The sequence below is a fragment of the Paractinoplanes aksuensis genome, assembly GCF_024137025.1.
GTDB lineage: Bacteria > Actinomycetota > Actinomycetes > Mycobacteriales > Micromonosporaceae > Actinoplanes > Actinoplanes aksuensis.
Map to the genome: position 1 here is coordinate 195,295 of NZ_JAMYJR010000027.1, position 14,747 is coordinate 210,041.

Below are 14,747 nucleotides of genomic sequence, written 5' to 3' on the forward strand. Positions count from 1 at the left end.
GGCGAGTCCGACGGTCGGGCCATCACACAGAGAAAGTTGGGCGAGTAGTGCACAGCCGGCTGGGCCCGGCACGTTTGTTTCGAGCGGCGCGTGGCGAGTCCGACGGTCGGACCGTCACACAAAGAAAGTTGGCGGACGGTGCAGCAGCCGGCTGGGCCCGGCGCGTTGTTCGGAGGGAGATGCCCGCACGTCAGCCGAGGAGTTCACGCATGGCGTCGAAGAAGCGCAGTCGCACCAAGGTGCTGGTCGTGGTGGCCGCCGCCCTGGCCACGGTCGCGGCCGGCCTCGGGATCGCGGAGGCCCGCAGCAAACCGGCGCCGGCGACAAAGGCCGCGAACTGGGCGCCACCCCCGGCCAACGCGAGTTTCGACTACCAGATCGGGCGGCCCTATCAGCCACCCAAAGGGGTCACCGTGGTCAGCCGCGACTACACCGCCGCCGTAGCCGCCGGGCTCTACAACATTTGCTACATCAACGCGTTCCAGACCCAGCCCGACGACGCGGCCAAACGGTGGTGGGAGACCGAGCACCCGAACGTGCTGTTGCGTGACAGCAAGGGCAAGCCCGTCGAGGACCCCGACTGGGACGAATACCTGCTCGACTTCTCCACCGCCGCCAAACGGGCCGAACTGACCCAGGTCGTCGGCGGCTGGATCAGCACCTGCGCGGCCAAGGGCTTCAAGGCCGTCGAACCCGACAATCTCGATTCGTGGACGCGGTCCGGCGGCCGGCTCAAGAAGGCCGACGCCCTCGCCTACGCGGCTTCCCTTTCCGCGTACGCCCATGGCCGGAACCTCGCGGTGGGCCAGAAGAACACGGCCGAATTGAGCAGGGCCGAATCCCGTACGGCCGGTTTCGACTTCGCGGTGGCCGAGGAATGCGGGGAGTGGGACGAATGTGATGCCTACACGGGCACCTACGGCGACAATGTGGTGGTGATCGAGTACACCCAGGGCGGCTTCACCAAAGCGTGCACGCAATTCGGCCGCCGGCTCTCGATCGTGCTGCGCGACCTCGACGTCTCCGCCCCCGGTTCGGGCACGTACAAGTTCAAATCCTGTTGAGCGAGCCGGACAGCTTCGACGATTTCGTGCAGACCCGCGGATGGGCGCTGCTGCGATTCGCGTACGTGCTGTCCGGCGACTCGCATCTGGCCGAGGATCTCGTGCAGGAGGTCCTGGCGAAAATGCACCGCCGCTGGGGCCGGGTCGCCGAGTTGCACAACGCCGAGGCGTACGTGCGCAAGGCGATCCTGCGGCAGTTCCTGTCCTGGCGGCGGCGCCGGGCCTCGACCGAGACGGTGCTGGCCGAGCTGCCCGAGCAGGCGGGCGACGAGCCGCAGACCCGGATCGTGGCCCGGGACCAGATGTGGCAGCTGCTCGCCGGCCTGCCCCGCGCGCAACGGGCCGTGCTGGTGCTGCGCTTCTACTGCGACCTGCCCGACGCCGAGATCGCCGCCCTGCTGGATTGCGGCGAGTCGACCGTACGGTCGCAGGCTTCTCGGGCCTTGGCCAAGATGCGCACCGTGATCGTCGAGAAGGGGCTGGTCGGTGATGGATGACCTGGAGGAACGGCTCGCCCGCAGCATGCACGGGGCGGCCCTGGACGCACCACCCGACGCGAACCTGCTGAGCCAGGTGCACCGCCGGTCCGGGCGGTATCGGCGGCGCCGGCTCGCCGTTCAGCTCTCCGGCCTGGCGGCGGCGCTCGTGGTCGGCCTGCCCACGGTGGCCGTGCTCGTCCACCGCTCCGGGTCCGTCGTGCCGGCAGCGCCCCGCCCCGCCGCGACCCCGGTCCAGCTGGTCCCGGGCTTTCCGAACCCCGTTTTCCCGTACGCGCTTCCGCCGGCCGACGGGATGCGGGCGCCTGTGGCCACGCTGGAACCGGGGAAGCGCATCGCCTTCTTCGAGGCCACCGATCTGCGCCGCCAGGCCGACACCACGGTCACCGTCACGAGCACCGAACCGGTGTTCACGACGGCTGCCACCGAGGCCCCGGTGCAGGTCCGCGGCCGGTCAGGCCGGCTGCGGACCGTCGATGCTGAGCCGGCCAAGCAGTACGTCCTGTACTGGCCGGAGGGGCCGGACCGCTGGCTGCAGCTCGCGACCGACGACACGTACACCCGGGAGAAGGTTGTCGCCCTGGCCGATTCCCTGACGAGCGCGGCGATCCCCGTGCTCCCGCCGTTCGAGCTCGACCACTCCCCCGCCGGTCTGACCCCCGACACGATCACCGCGTCCACGATGAGCTTCGACGACGGCGACTTCAGCGTGGTCCTGCGCCGGGCCTATCCCCTGCCGTCGACCACCGGCCAGGTCGCCGGGGACGACGCCCGGCTGACCCGCGAGGCCGACGGGGTGCGGCTCGATATCGCTGTCAGCAACTGGGACGCCGTCCTGCAGATCACCGTCCGCTCACCGCTCGCCATCACCGACAGCGACCTTCTGCGTTTCGCCGCCGGCGTCCACATCCTGGACCGGTCCAACCCGCGGTGACGCCGGCCCAGTCTGCGTGCGGCTCTTCACCGTCGGCCCGGTCTCCCAGCGGTGGAACAGCGACCACAGGCCGAGCAGGACAAGGGCGAAGACGGGCAGCCAGAGCAGCCGGTACAGCGGCCAGGCCCCGGTCGGCGCGTCGAGCAGGCCGGGCAGCGGGCCCACGAGCAGACCGCCGAAGGTGACCAGCAGCAGGGCGCTCTGATGCCAGCAGAACAGGGTCATCGCGGCCAGGTTGAGCAACGCCACCGGTGCCCACACCACCGGGCGTCGCAGCCACTGCGCGAGCCGGGGCCGCAGCAGCAGGAACAGTCCGATCTGGGCCGCGGCCAGGGCCAGTGCGAACAGCGTGGGCGGGTTGAGATTGGACCACCCGTCGCCGGGCACCCCGACCGCGCTGGCCGGATAGCCGAGCCCGACGACCAGGACCACCCCGGCCACAACCCCGGCCGGAGCCAGGATCACGCCGATCCGCCGCGGCAGCCGCCCCTCGGCCAGGGCCATGCCCAGCAGGTAGGGCACGGCCCACCCGATGGGCGCGACCAGGCCGTTGAGGCGGTAGAGGTCGCTGACGGCCACGATCGCCACCAGCGGCGCGAGCAGCCACAGGCGCCGCCGCAACAGCGGGGTGACCACGGTCAGCACCAGGTAGACCAGCAGGAACCACAGCGGGTGGGTGATCAGGGACCGGACCACGTGGCGGGTGCTGTCCGGCGCCCCGGTGACCTGCAGCAGCAGCATCGCGGGCACCCACACCGCCGCGAACACCGCGACCGGCCGGGCCAGCCGGGTGAGCCGGGTGGTCAGCCAGGGCCGGTACGCCTTGCCGCGGATGCTCAGCGCGGCCGAGTAGCCGCCGGCGAAGAAGAACAGGCCCAGCGTCTGCAGCACCCAGGTCGCCGGGATCAGGGCCGGGCTGTCCTGCAGCGGGCTCGCGCCGTGCCACGCGGCGGGCCGGCCGGGATCGCTGACCACCGCCGACACGAGCCAGTGCCCGAGGATGACGCCGGCGATGGCCACCGCCCGCAGCGCGTCGATCGTGCGGTCGCGGTGCGCCGGGGTGGCCGCCGCGATCCGGGTCGTCCAGCTCATGCCCCACCCTCCGTGATCCGGGCCAGGGCGGCCAGCGAGTCGGTGCCCGGCTCCAGGTAGTGATCGTGACCGGCGACGTCAAGGGTGGCGAACACGCGGGCGCCGAAGGCCGGGTCGGTCGGCCGGTGACCGTGGCCCAGGCCGAAAGCCCGTACGGCCGGGATCCGGCGCACCCAGTCACGAGTGCTCAGCCCGGCCCAGACCCGCGCGGAAGTCCCGAGTCCGGCGGCGGTGTCCGCACCCACGCCGGGGCTGCCGAACACGGCGATGTCGGTGACCTGGCGCGGCAACCGGCCGGCGGCCCGGCCGATCACCGTGGACCCGTAGCTGTGTCCCAGCAGCGTGATCGTCGCGTCGGGCCGGACCGTGACCAGCCCGGTCACGAAACGCACGAGGGAGTCGGCCCCGGCCTCGGCCCGGTCCTCGCGCGCCGCCTCGCGCCAGGTCTGCGGAGCGTCGTAGCCCAGCCACGCGATCACCGCCGCGCCGTCGCCCGCTCGGTGCAGGTCGGCCGCCTGGACCGCGGGCGAGCGGCGGCGCACGCTGCCGGTGCCGCGCCAGAAGTTGTCGAGCCGGTTGCTCATGCCCGGCACCAGCACCGCGATCCGCCGCGCGGTGGTCAGATCGCCGAACACCTGCGCCACCCGGCCCCGCCCCGGGAATCGAACAGCAGGTAGTGGCCGGCCGGATACCCCCGGGCGGCGTGCTCGTTGGCCCTATACCGCAGCGCCACCGGGGCGCCGTCCAGCCCACCGATCACCCCGGGATACGTCACGGCCAGCTCAGCCGCCGCCAGCTCGGCCAGGCGGGAGCGGACTTCGGCCGGCGTCGCCGTCACCGGGTCGGGCAGTCCCCGGGGGTCGGCCCGCCAGGCCGCCACACCCTGGGGCAGGGCCACGGCCGGCGCGGCGGGCGCGGCCAGCAGGGCGCCGGTCGACGGCGTCAGGATCACCGCGGTGACGGCCGCGACGGTGCGCAGGGCGGCGTATTTGGTCATGGCCCAAAACTGCCGTTCCGGGCTTGTCGCTCACATCGGCCCGCGGATCACAAACCACCCGGCTCCGGGTAGCCCGTGGGCTTACGCCCGCAAGCCGATGTGGGTCGTCAGCAGCGCCGATACGATCGTCCGCATGCTCGCCGTCCGACGTCTTCTTCCGTGGTTGTGGTGGGGCGCGCTGCTGATCGTGCTCAGCCTGGTCGCGTTCGTGCTGGCCCCGGCCGGCAACGAGATCGTGCTCGGTCTCGCGCTGCTGGTGCTGGTGGTGGTGACGGTGCTCTTGTGGCGCGGGCACCGGCTGTCCGCCCTGGCCACGCTCCTGGCGGCCACGGCCGGGGTCCTGCTGGTCGGCGCCGACTCGCAGTTCGTCCAGGCGCTGGCGATCCCACTGATCATCTTCTCCGACGTCGTCCTCGGGATGGTGGCCGCCCTCGACCCGCCCCGGCGGGCCCGACCGGCCCTGGTGGTGACCGCGGCCGCGCAGGCCGGGTGGGCGATGGCGCAGCCGGGGCCGGACGTGCTCGTGGTGCTGGTCATCGAGGGCCTGGCCCTGGTGACCGCGTGGGTGATCGGCCTTTCCCTGGGGCAGCGCCGCCGGTACGCCGCCGCCCAGCGTGAGCAGGCCGAGACCCGGGCGGTGCAGGCGGAACGGCTGCGGATCGCCCGCGAGCTGCACGACATGATCGCGCACAGCTTCGGTGTCATCTCCGTACAGGCCGGGATGGGTCGCCGGGTCATCGACACCCAGCCCGAGGAGGCCCGCACCGCGCTGGCCAACATCGAGGAGACCAGCCGGGACACCGCGGCCGCGCTGCGCCGGATGCTGGGCACCCTGCGCCGCACCGATCCCGGCTCCGGCCCGGAACTGCGCGATCCCGCGCCCGGTCTGGCCGATTTGGACGCCCTCGTGACCCGGTCGGCGCAGGCCGGCGTGCGGGTCGAGGTGCGACGCGAGGGCGACCGGACGCCGCTGCCGCCCGAAATCGACCTGTCGGCCTACCGGATCATTCAGGAGTCGGTGACCAATGTGATCCGGCACGCCGGCGTCGACCACTGCGAGGTGCTCGTGACCCAGCACGGCGACGAGCTCACGGTCGAGGTCACCGACCTCGGGCGGGGCGGGCGGCCGAGTTTCGGTTACGGGCTCTCGGGCATGCGCGAGCGGGTCAGCCTGCTCGACGGGCAGTTCGAGGCCGGTCCGGGACCGGACGGTGGCTTCCGCATCCGGGCCCGCCTGCCCCTGCCCGCCCTGACCGCATGAGCACCCGGGTGATGCTGGTCGACGACCAGCCCCTGATCCGCAGTGGACTGCGCGTGTTGATCAACTCGAGCGACGACCTCCGGGTCGTGGCCGAGGCCGGCACCGGCGCCGAGGCGGTGCGGCTGGCCCGCGAGCACCGGCCCGACGTGATCGTGATGGACATCCGCATGCCGGTCCTGGACGGCATCGAGGCGACCAGGCAGGTGCTGGCCGAGCCGGAACCGAGCCGGGTGCTGATCCTCAGCACGTTCGACGACGACGAGTCGGTCTACGCCGCGCTGCGGGCCGGCGCGAGCGGCTTCCTGGTCAAGGACATGGCCCTCGATGACATCCTGAACGCCGTCCGCGTAGTCGCCGGCGGCGACGCGCTGATCGCCCCGAGCGTCACCCGCCGGCTGATCGAGCACTTCGCCGCGGGACCGTCCCAGGCTCCCGCGACGCATCGATCGGCCGAGGGCATCACCGAGCGCGAACGCGAGGTGCTCACCCTGGTCGGCCGGGGCCGGTCCAACGCCGAGATCGCCACCGATCTCTACATCAGCCCGGCCACGGCCAAGGCCCACGTGGCCCGGCTGCTGGCCAAACTCGAGGCCCGCGACCGCATCCACCTGGTGATCATCGCGTACGAGATGGGCCTGGTCCGCCCGAGGTCTTAGTGCTCGGCAACGGCCGGATCCCGCACCGGCGGGCCATCCCCTCGGCGCCGAGCCCGGCCGGGCCGCGATGCGGGTGCCGGCCGGCCCCGAGGGCCTCGCCACCAGCCGGTCCTTTCTCGACTGGAAGAGCCACGGCGTCGGCTCGAACGCGGAATACCCGCACCACACGGATGTGCCGGTCGACGTCACCACCGTCGACCGGCTGGTCCGCGCGGCCGGCCTGACCCGCCTCGACTTCGTCAAGATCGACGTCGAGGGCGCCGAACTGCACGTGCTGCACGGCGCGGCCGACACGATCGACCGCTTCCGGCCCACACTGTTCATCGAGATCGAGGCGCGGCACACCGCCCGCTACGACTACTCCCCCGCCGGCGTCGTCGACTGGCTGGCCACCCGCGGCTACGCCATGCTGGCCTGGCAGCGCGGATGGCAGCCGGTCGAGCGGGTGTGCACCCACGCCAACAACTACCTGTTCCGAGCTATCGAACGGTGACCGTGGCGTTGAGGTTGTTGAAGCCGGTGGCGGGCTCCCAGGTGTTCTCGTTGGCCAGCCGGATCGAGTACTCGGCCCGGTCCGGCAGCAGCGGGTCGGGCAGTTCCAGCAGCAGCCGGTACGAGCCGGTCGGCAGCGACGAGGGCACGGTGACCGTCTGCGCCAGCGTGGCCGGGCCGGGCTGCCAGGTGCGTGGGTCGGCGCCGAGCGGGATCCGGGTGACCGCCCCGGTGGCGACCGAGCGCAGCACGAGCCGGACGTGGCGCGGGTTGTAGGGCGCGGCCCAGCCATCGTTGCGCAGTCCGACACTGACCGCCAGCGGGCCGCCCCGATTCGCTGTGGCCGGGAAAGTGCCATTGGTCAAGGCCAGGCGGTAGCCGAGTTTGCGCTTGATGTCGGGCAGGCAGCCGCCCGCGGCGAAGCCGGCGATGACGTCCGGGTTGTAGTTCACGTTCAGGTACGACCAGTGAAAGCCGGACAGCTCGGCGACGGCGGTCGGGCATTGCGAGCGCGGCGGATTCACCACGCAGGTCTCGCCGCCCATCGGGTTGGTGCGGGTGTCCTGTCGCAGATACGGATATTCGACGGCCGGGTTCTCGTAGGTGCCGAAATCGTCGGGGCTGGCCAGGAAGCAGTCGTTGTGGTGCCCGATCCGCGGCACCGCCCCGGTTCCGTACATGGTGCGCTTGAATTTCGGCGTACGCAGCTGAACCGCCCGCGAGGTGGGCAGGACGCTGAGCAGCTTGTCGGTGACCCGCTTACGGTCGGCCCAGTTCTGCGCGCTGATCACCCCTTCGTCGCCGAAGTTGCGGGTGTCCCACCATTCGCCCCACGTGCCGATGAGACCGGCCTGCGCCACGGAAATGACATCGGCGTTGCGGCGCAGATACGGCGCGAGCTGATCGAGGTGCGCGACGACCTGAGCCGGGGCGGCGTCCGCGTCATCGGTGTCGGTGTAGGCGAACCGCAGCACCACTTTCAGCCCGGCCCGCTGTACGGTGTCGAGTTGGTTCTGCAGTTGGGTCAGCGCGGTGGCGCTGATCGGCCCGGTGCGGTAGTCGCGCAGATAGAAGATGCACATGACCAGCGAGATGTTCTCGGTCGTGCGATAGCCCCGCAGCACGTTCTCGTCGAAACTGCCGGCGTCGCAACTGCTGGTGTGGTGATACAGGCCGCGCTCCGGGTTGGCGAAGTCGGCCGAACTGGCCGGATAGGTCACCCGGCCCGGGGACGCCGCGGCCAGCAGGGAAGCGCTCAGAACAACCGCCGCGATCCCGGAGAACCATCGGCGGAGCTGTCGTACGGACATTGCCTCACCCCTTTATTCCGGTCTGTGCGATGCCTTGGATGAACTGCCGTTGCAACACGATGAAGACGGCGATGACCGGCAGCGATGCGAGCAGCGAGCCGGCCATGAGCACGGGATAGTCGGTCTGGAACTGGCCCTGCAGCGAGGCCAGCCCGGCCGAGAGCGGCATGGTGTCCGGGTCGCTGTTGACCACCAGCGGCCAGAACAGGTCGTTCCACGACCACAGCAGCACCAGCACGGCCAGAGCCAGCAGACCCGGCCGGGCCAGGGGCAACATGATCGACCAGTAGATGCGGACCGGCCCCGCGCCGTCGAGGCGGGCCGCCTCCTCGAGCTCCATGGGCAGCCCGAGGAAGAACTGGCGCAGCAGGAAAACGCCGAACGCGCTGAACAGGCCGGGCACGATCAGCGCCTGCAGGGTGTTGAGCCAGCCCAGGGCGGACATGATCTGGTACTGCGGAATGATGAACAGCTGCGGCGGCACCATGAGCACCGACAGCAGCACGCCGAACAGCACCTTGCGGCCGGGGAAGCGCAGCCGGGCGAACGCGTACGCGGCCATCGAGCACAACAGAACCTGTCCGGCCGTACGAGCCAGGGCCACGATCACGGTGTTGCCGAACTGGGCGCCGAACGGCAGCAGGTCGAAGACCCGGCCGTAGTTCTGCCACCGCCCGCTGGGCAGCAGGGTGGGCGGCACGGCGGTGGCCTCGCTCAGGGTCTTCAGCGAGGTGACGAGTTGCCAGAGGAACGGCGCCACCATGGCCAGCGAGGCGGCGATCAGCACGGTGTGCAGCAGCACGCGGGATCTCGACGGCTTACGCATAATGCACCCAGCGCCGCTGAAGCCGGAACTGCACGAGGGTCAGGGCCGCGATGATCAGCAGCAGCACCATCACGATGGCCGCCGCGTACCCGCGCTCGTTGGTCACGAAGGCCCGGTCGTAGAAGAGCGCGACCACGGTCTGCAGCCGCGGGTAGGCCGGGTTGGCCCGGGCCGACGCCCCCGACCCGGCGATCACGAAGACCAGGTCGAACAGTTGCAGCGAACCGATCACCGAGATCACCGACACGAAGAACGCGGTCGGCGACAGCAGCGGCAGGGTGATCCGCGCGAACTGGCGCACCGGGCCGGCGCCGTCGAGGGCGGCGGCCTCGTAGTAGTCGGCCGGGATGGCCTGCATGCCGGCCAGGAAGATGATCAGGTTGTAGCCGAGGCTGCTCCAGACGCCGATGACCACGAGCGCGAACAGGGCCGTGCCGGGGTCGGCGATCCAGTTCGGGCCGCCGATCCCGACCAGCGACAACAGGTAGTTGATGAGCCCGTAGTCGCCGTTGTAGAGCCACCGCCACACCATCGCCACGGCGACCGGCATGGTGACCACGGGCAGGAAGAACAGGGTGCGATAGACGCCCACGCCCCGCATCCTCCGGTTGAGCAGCGCGGCGAAGACGATGGCGAGCGGGATCGAGACCAGGCCGAGCGCGGTGTACGAGATCGTGTTGGTCAGCGCCCGGCCGACCTCGGGATCGTGCAGCAGCCGTACGTAATTGGCCGTTCCCGACCATTCGTGGCCGCCGAAGGCGCCCCATTCGGTGAACGAGAAGTACGCCGTCTGCAGCACCGGCCACAAATAGAAGACACCCAGCCCGAGGGCGAGGGGCGCGAGGAATGCGTACGCCCACAACGCCTCGGTGATCCGGTCCCGCCGCCGTGTCACCGCGTCACTCCTTGGCGAGCAGGTTGTTCATCGTCGCGGCGAGTTCGGTGGCGGCCTGGTCGACCGGTTGCTCGCCGCTCCACGCCTTGCTGAGATGGGCCAGTTCGGCCTCGTTCCAGGCCGCGGTGTTCTTCGAGACGGGATAGGGCACGGCATAGTCGACCGCGTCCAGGAAGGTCTGGAGTTTCAGGTCGGGGTGCGCCTTGACCCAGTCGGTCTGTGTGCCCGCGTACGCGGGAATCGGGCCCTTCTTGCCGAGAATCTCGGCGGCCGGTTTCGAACCGAGATACTTCACGAACTCCCAGGCCTGTTGCGGGTGCTCGGATTTCGCGCCGACGACGTTGGCCACACCGTGAATGACCGTCGCCTGTTTCTCGCCCCGGGGCAGCGGCGCGACGTCGACCTTGCCCTTGGTGTAGTCGTTGCCGGTGAATTCGGCCGCGTTCCACGACCCGCCCCAGTACATCGCGATCTTGCCGGCCTCGAACAGTTGCAGCGGCACGGTATCGGTCATGGTCTTGAGGTCGGGCGAGTGTTTGTTCGCGATGAGGTCGGTCCAGAACTTCAGGCCGGCGACGGTCTTGGGATCGTCGTAGCCGGACCGTTTGCCGTCGGGCGAGATGACGAAACCGCCGGCCTGAGCGATGGTGTCGTACTGGTATTCCTGAAAGCTGCTGAGCGAGGCCGCGGTGCCGAACACGCCGGCCTTGGGATCGGTCAGCTCGGCGGCCGTGTCCTGGAAATCGGCCCAGGTCCAGTCGTCTTCCGGGTACGGCACCTTCTTGGCGTCGAAAAGCTTCTTGTTGTACCAGACGCCGACGGTGTCCATGTCCTTGGGAAGACCGAAGTTCTTTCCGTCGTACGTGTAGAGGTCGACCAAAGCTTTCGGGTACACCGACATGTCGACCGGCTCGGCGTTGGGCGCGATGACACCGTTGGCCGCGTAGAGCTGGAAGTTGGGGCCGTTCATCCAGAACACGTCGGGGGCCGCGCCACCGGTGGCCGCGGCCTTGAGTTTGGTCCAGTAGCCCTCCCAGGGGGTGAGCTGGACGTCGACCGTGATGGCGGGGTGGGTACGGGTGAAGTCGGCGGCCAGGTCCTGCATGGCCGCCTTCTGGTTCTGGTCCCAGACGGCGTACGTGAGCGTGACGTTCTCGGACTCGCCGGCGCTGTCGTCGCCGCCGGAGCAGGCCGACAGGGTCAATCCGGCGGCCAGCAGGGCCGTGCCTATTCGCATGAAGGTGCGCATCTCATCGTCCTCTTGCAGATCGATGCCGGGAATTATCCTGGGGTGCAGGGAAATTAATGCACGCCCGCCCGCGGCTCACAAGAGCGCCGACCCAAACGGTCAGTTCCGACTGCGCGTGTAGCTCCGCCCGGCGCTCAGGTCGAGCGCGAGCTTGGCCGCGCCCAGCGCCACCCCTTCGTCGGCCAGCGTCGACACGCGGATCTCCGGCGTCCGCAGGCACCAGCGGTCGAGCTCGGCCCGCAGCGGCTCGAGGAAGACGTCGGCCGAGCGCGAGAAGCCGCCGCCGATCACGACCAGTTCCGGGTCGAGGGTCAGCACCAGGGCCGAAATGCCCTGGGCCAGGTCTTTGACGTAGCGGCGCACGGCCGTCAGGGCGGCCTTGTCACCGGTCCGGGCAGCGGCGAAGACGTCGCCGGCGTGCCGCAGATGCCCGGGCGCGCGCTGCCACCCCGCCGCGGGCAGGGCGCCGATCTCGCCGGCCGCGTTGCCGAAGCCCCGGTGCAACCGCCCCCCGACGATCAGGCCCGCCCCGGTGCGCCAACCGGCCAGGATGAACACCATGTCGGAAGCGTGCCGGGCCACCCCGCGCCAGGTCTCGGCCAGCGCGGCCACCTTGCAGTCGTTCTCGACCCGGACCGGGCCGCCGACCCGGTCCCGCAGGTGCCCGGCCAGGTCGACGCCGGTCCACTCGGCCAGCGCCTCGGACAGCATGACCCGGCCGCTGCCGTCGACCAGGCCGGTGGTGGCCACGCCCGCGCCCCAGAGCCGGTCGCCGGTCAGCCCGGCCGCCCGCAGCACCCGGTCGACGACCGCGTCGACCGCGGCCAGCCGTTCGCTGCGGCCCAGCTCCGGGGTCACCGGGAGCTGCCGGCTGTGCAGCACAGTGCCGTCCAGGTCGGTGACGACCGCCAGCACCTTGTGGCCGCCGACGTCGACGCCCAGCAACTGCCCGGCGTCGGCCCGGAACCGGTAGCGCCGGGCCGGGCGGCCCACCCCGCCGGCGGCCGGCCCGACCTCGGCCACCCAGCCCACCTCGAGCAGCTCCTGCACGACGTCCTCGGTCGAGGCCCGGGACAGCCCGACCAGCCGGGCCAGCTCGGTCAACGTCCGGGGCCCCTCGTCGCGCAGCACCCGGACCACCGCGTCCGCGTTCAGCTGCCGCAGCCGCGACAGGTCCCCGCCGGCCACGTGTGCTGTCACCACGCCCCCTTGAGCTTCGGCGCCGAACGCCTTTAGATGGAGTCCTTGATATCTCGCCGAAGGGACACCATGTCGAAGGTGACTCTAGCTCTCGTCGGAGCGGGTCTGCGCGGGCAGGCGTACGCACGGCACGCGGTCAGCACCGGCACAGCCCGGGTGGTGGCCGTGGCCGAACCGGACCCGGCCCGGCGCGACGCCGCCGCAACCGAGTTCGGGATCGCCCCCGACCGGGTTTTCGACTCCTGGACCGGCCTCGCCGCCCAGCCCCGCACCGCCGACGCGGCCATCGTCGCGACCCAGGACCGGATGCACCGCGACCCGGCCGTCCGGCTGGCCGATCTCGGCTACCACCTGCTGATCGAGAAACCGCTGGCCCCGACCGACGAGGACGCCACCGCCATCGTCGAGGCGGCCCGCCGCAACAACGTGATCACTGCCGTCTGCCATGTGCTGCGCTACACGGCGTACACAAGAATGGTGAAATCTCTGCTGGCCGAGGGCCGCATCGGGCGTCTGGTCAGCGTGCAGCACCTGGAGCCGGTGGGCTGGTGGCACTTCGCGCACTCGTTCGTGCGCGGGCACTGGCGCAACACCGAGGAGTCCGGGCCGCTGCTGCTGACCAAGTGCTGCCACGACATCGACTGGCTGATGTACCTGTTCGAGCAGCTGCCCGACCGGGTCAGCTCGTTCGGCCGCCTGACCCACTTCCGGCCCTCCGAACGCCCGGCCGGCGCCACCGACCGCTGCCTGGACTGCCCGGTCGAGAACACCTGCCCGTACTCCGCGAAACGGCGCTACGCCCAGGCGCTGGCCGACCCCGACGAGCACTTCTGGCCGCTCGGCGCGGTCACCGCGACCCCGACCGAGGAGTCGGTGACGGCGGCGCTGCGCGACGGCCCGTACGGCCGCTGCGTGTACGCCTGCGACAACGACGTGGTCGACCACCAGGTGGTCAACCTGGCCTTCCCGGACGGGGCGACCTGCTCGTTCACGGTCAGCGCATTCACCCCGATGGAACATCGCCGCACCCGCCTGCAGGGCACCCACGGCTACCTCGACGGGGACGGCCGCACGGTGCGCTACCTCGACTTCCGTACGGGCCAGAAGGAAGTTTTCGACTCGTCCGCAGCCGGCGGCCCATCAGCCGCCGACGGCCACGGCGGCGGCGACGAGGCCCTGGTCGACGCCTTCCTGCAGGCGGTCGCGACCGGCGAGGGCTCCTCGCTGCTGTCCGACCCGGTCGAGAGCCTGGCCACCCACCGCGTGGTGTGGGCGGCCGAGCAGGCCCGCCTGACCGACCAGGTCGTCCGCATGGACCGGAAAGGCTGACAGAACTCTGCCGGGGTGGCCCGGTCGTCGAGACCCGCGGTGACTTCCAGATCCGCCACGCCGAGCTGACACCCCACCGACCGAACAGCCCTCGTAGGGTGGCCGGGTGGGTTACGTGCTGCAGTGCGTCATCGCTCCGGCCCGGGTTCTCGACCCGCGGCCACCGTTCACCAACGCGGTGGTCGTGGGTCTCGACCAGGGCCTCAGCCTGATGCCCATGACCCCCGACCTGTACGACGAGGTGAGCCGCGGCGACCACAGCTTCGCACCGGCTCACCTCTTCCCACCCGGCTTCGAGGACGTGCTGTCCGCCTGGTCAGCCACCGCCCCGGTCGCCTACGTCGAGGCCGAATACTTCGGCGGCAGCGGCTCCCAGTTCGCAGCGGTATGGCAGAACGGAGCGCTCGCTCTGGGCCCGCTCCACCTGACGCCGAACGAGCCCCGCCCGGCCCCAGGCTGGTCCCCGATCTCGCACGCCCTCCGCCACCTGGGCGCATCACGCCAGAATCACGACGACGAGTTCGACGCCCTCCGCCTCGGCCGCCACCGGCACACCGAGGACTGGCTCCCACCGGAGCACCAGGCCTGAGGAGTTCGCGGTGGCCCAGAAGGGTGATCGGTCCATGAGTTCGATCGTCGTACCAGCCTCTGATTCTGACATCAGCCGCCGGTCCGGTGCGAGACGACATCCTGGCTTTCGCCGAAGTACCGGAACGACATCAACATCGATACCTCAGCCTGACGCTGTCCACCGAGCCGGAAGCCGGATTCGTCCTGTGCGGGCGCGCGACGGTGCCGGCCGTGGGCAAGACCGACGACGAAGCTCCGATCCGCCCTTGGCCCGACGGCGCCCGAGTGATCCACACCCTCCGCCCCGACAACCAGACCCCGTGATCCGCGCGATTGCCGCTTGATGCGCGGCATACGACGGAGGCGCTCCGGCAC

Annotated in this window: 17 protein-coding genes; 8 read left to right on the plus strand and 9 right to left on the minus strand. The window is 70.7% G+C overall.

From position 1 onward, the window contains the following. Positions 1-209: 209 nt before the first annotated feature. Genes M1L60_RS24640 through M1L60_RS24650 form a run of 3 tightly spaced genes read left to right on the plus strand, consistent with a single transcriptional unit; the run spans position 210 to position 2,495 of the window. Positions 210-1,064 carry an endo alpha-1,4 polygalactosaminidase gene (locus M1L60_RS24640; RefSeq protein WP_253239868.1) on the plus strand — a complete coding sequence of 285 codons (855 nt, stop codon included), beginning with the start codon at positions 210-212 and terminating at the stop codon, positions 1,062-1,064. After that, entirely contained in the window at positions 1,061-1,561 is a 501-nt protein-coding gene (locus M1L60_RS24645) for a SigE family RNA polymerase sigma factor (protein WP_253239869.1), read from the plus strand. Before M1L60_RS24640 ends, M1L60_RS24645 begins: the two co-directional genes overlap by 4 nt. After that, complete coding sequence (locus tag M1L60_RS24650) at positions 1,551-2,495, plus strand: hypothetical protein (RefSeq protein WP_253239870.1); 945 nt, start codon at positions 1,551-1,553, stop codon at positions 2,493-2,495. The genes M1L60_RS24645 and M1L60_RS24650 overlap by 11 nt, the downstream gene beginning before the upstream one ends. Here the strand turns inward: M1L60_RS24650 and M1L60_RS24655 are convergent. From M1L60_RS24655 to M1L60_RS24665, 3 genes are read right to left on the minus strand one after another with little or no spacing between them, the layout of a single operon-like run. Next, positions 2,415-3,587, minus strand: a complete 1,173-nt coding sequence (locus M1L60_RS24655) for an acyltransferase family protein (protein ID WP_253239871.1) — start codon at positions 3,585-3,587, stop codon at positions 2,415-2,417. The genes M1L60_RS24650 and M1L60_RS24655 overlap by 81 nt on opposite strands. After that, on the minus strand, positions 3,584-4,222 hold the full coding sequence (locus tag M1L60_RS24660) for an alpha/beta hydrolase (protein ID WP_253239872.1): 639 nt from the start codon (positions 4,220-4,222) through the stop codon (positions 3,584-3,586). The genes M1L60_RS24655 and M1L60_RS24660 overlap by 4 nt, the downstream gene beginning before the upstream one ends. Next, positions 4,207-4,584: a hypothetical protein gene (locus M1L60_RS24665; RefSeq protein WP_253239873.1), complete on the minus strand. Its 378-nt coding sequence runs from the start codon at positions 4,582-4,584 to the stop codon at positions 4,207-4,209. Before M1L60_RS24665 ends, M1L60_RS24660 begins: the two co-directional genes overlap by 16 nt. A 133-nt stretch (positions 4,585-4,717) precedes the next feature. Between M1L60_RS24665 and M1L60_RS24670 the strand changes: the two genes are divergently transcribed. From M1L60_RS24670 to M1L60_RS24680, 3 genes are all read left to right on the plus strand, one after another. Continuing rightward, positions 4,718-5,845, plus strand: a complete 1,128-nt coding sequence (locus M1L60_RS24670) for a sensor histidine kinase (RefSeq protein WP_253239874.1) — start codon at positions 4,718-4,720, stop codon at positions 5,843-5,845. After that, positions 5,842-6,501 carry a response regulator gene (locus M1L60_RS24675; RefSeq protein ID WP_253239875.1) on the plus strand — a complete coding sequence of 220 codons (660 nt, stop codon included), beginning with the start codon at positions 5,842-5,844 and terminating at the stop codon, positions 6,499-6,501. The genes M1L60_RS24670 and M1L60_RS24675 overlap by 4 nt, the downstream gene beginning before the upstream one ends. Before the next feature lie 67 nt (positions 6,502-6,568). Next, on the plus strand, positions 6,569-6,994 hold the full coding sequence (locus tag M1L60_RS24680) for an FkbM family methyltransferase (RefSeq protein WP_253239876.1): 426 nt from the start codon (positions 6,569-6,571) through the stop codon (positions 6,992-6,994). Here the strand turns inward: M1L60_RS24680 and M1L60_RS24685 are convergent. The 5 genes from M1L60_RS24685 to M1L60_RS24705 all read right to left on the minus strand — a co-directional run bounded on the left by M1L60_RS24685 (position 6,981) and on the right by M1L60_RS24705 (position 12,473). Continuing rightward, the gene (locus M1L60_RS24685) at positions 6,981-8,303 is read right to left on the minus strand and encodes a DUF4832 domain-containing protein (RefSeq protein WP_253239877.1); all 1,323 of its coding nucleotides are present in this window, start codon (positions 8,301-8,303) and stop codon (positions 6,981-6,983) included. The genes M1L60_RS24680 and M1L60_RS24685 overlap by 14 nt on opposite strands. Positions 8,304-8,307: 4 nt before the next feature. Then, a complete protein-coding gene (locus M1L60_RS24690) occupies positions 8,308-9,105 on the minus strand; it encodes a carbohydrate ABC transporter permease (protein WP_253239878.1) in 798 nt (265 codons plus the stop codon). 16 nt (positions 9,106-9,121) lie between these two features. After that, positions 9,122-10,024, minus strand: coding sequence for a carbohydrate ABC transporter permease (locus tag M1L60_RS24695; RefSeq protein WP_253239879.1), 903 nt, complete (start codon positions 10,022-10,024; stop codon positions 9,122-9,124). 4 nt (positions 10,025-10,028) lie between these two features. Further along, complete coding sequence (locus tag M1L60_RS24700; RefSeq protein ID WP_253239880.1) at positions 10,029-11,273, minus strand: ABC transporter substrate-binding protein; 1,245 nt, start codon at positions 11,271-11,273, stop codon at positions 10,029-10,031. Positions 11,274-11,372: 99 nt separating this feature from the next. Then, a complete protein-coding gene (locus M1L60_RS24705; RefSeq protein WP_253239881.1) occupies positions 11,373-12,473 on the minus strand; it encodes an ROK family transcriptional regulator in 1,101 nt (366 codons plus the stop codon). Between the two features lie 69 nt (positions 12,474-12,542). Between M1L60_RS24705 and M1L60_RS24710 the strand changes: the two genes are divergently transcribed. Together M1L60_RS24710 and M1L60_RS24715 are read left to right on the plus strand one after the other, a co-directional pair. Then, entirely contained in the window at positions 12,543-13,802 is a 1,260-nt protein-coding gene (locus M1L60_RS24710) for a Gfo/Idh/MocA family protein (protein WP_253239882.1), read from the plus strand. A 106-nt stretch (positions 13,803-13,908) separates the two neighbouring features. Beyond that, a complete protein-coding gene (locus M1L60_RS24715; RefSeq protein WP_253239883.1) occupies positions 13,909-14,391 on the plus strand; it encodes a hypothetical protein in 483 nt (160 codons plus the stop codon). Between the two features lie 71 nt (positions 14,392-14,462). Here M1L60_RS24715 and M1L60_RS24720 read toward each other — a convergent pair whose 3' ends face one another. Further along, positions 14,463-14,726: a hypothetical protein gene (locus M1L60_RS24720; RefSeq protein WP_253239884.1), complete on the minus strand. Its 264-nt coding sequence runs from the start codon at positions 14,724-14,726 to the stop codon at positions 14,463-14,465. Between the last annotated feature and the right edge of the window lie 21 nt (positions 14,727-14,747).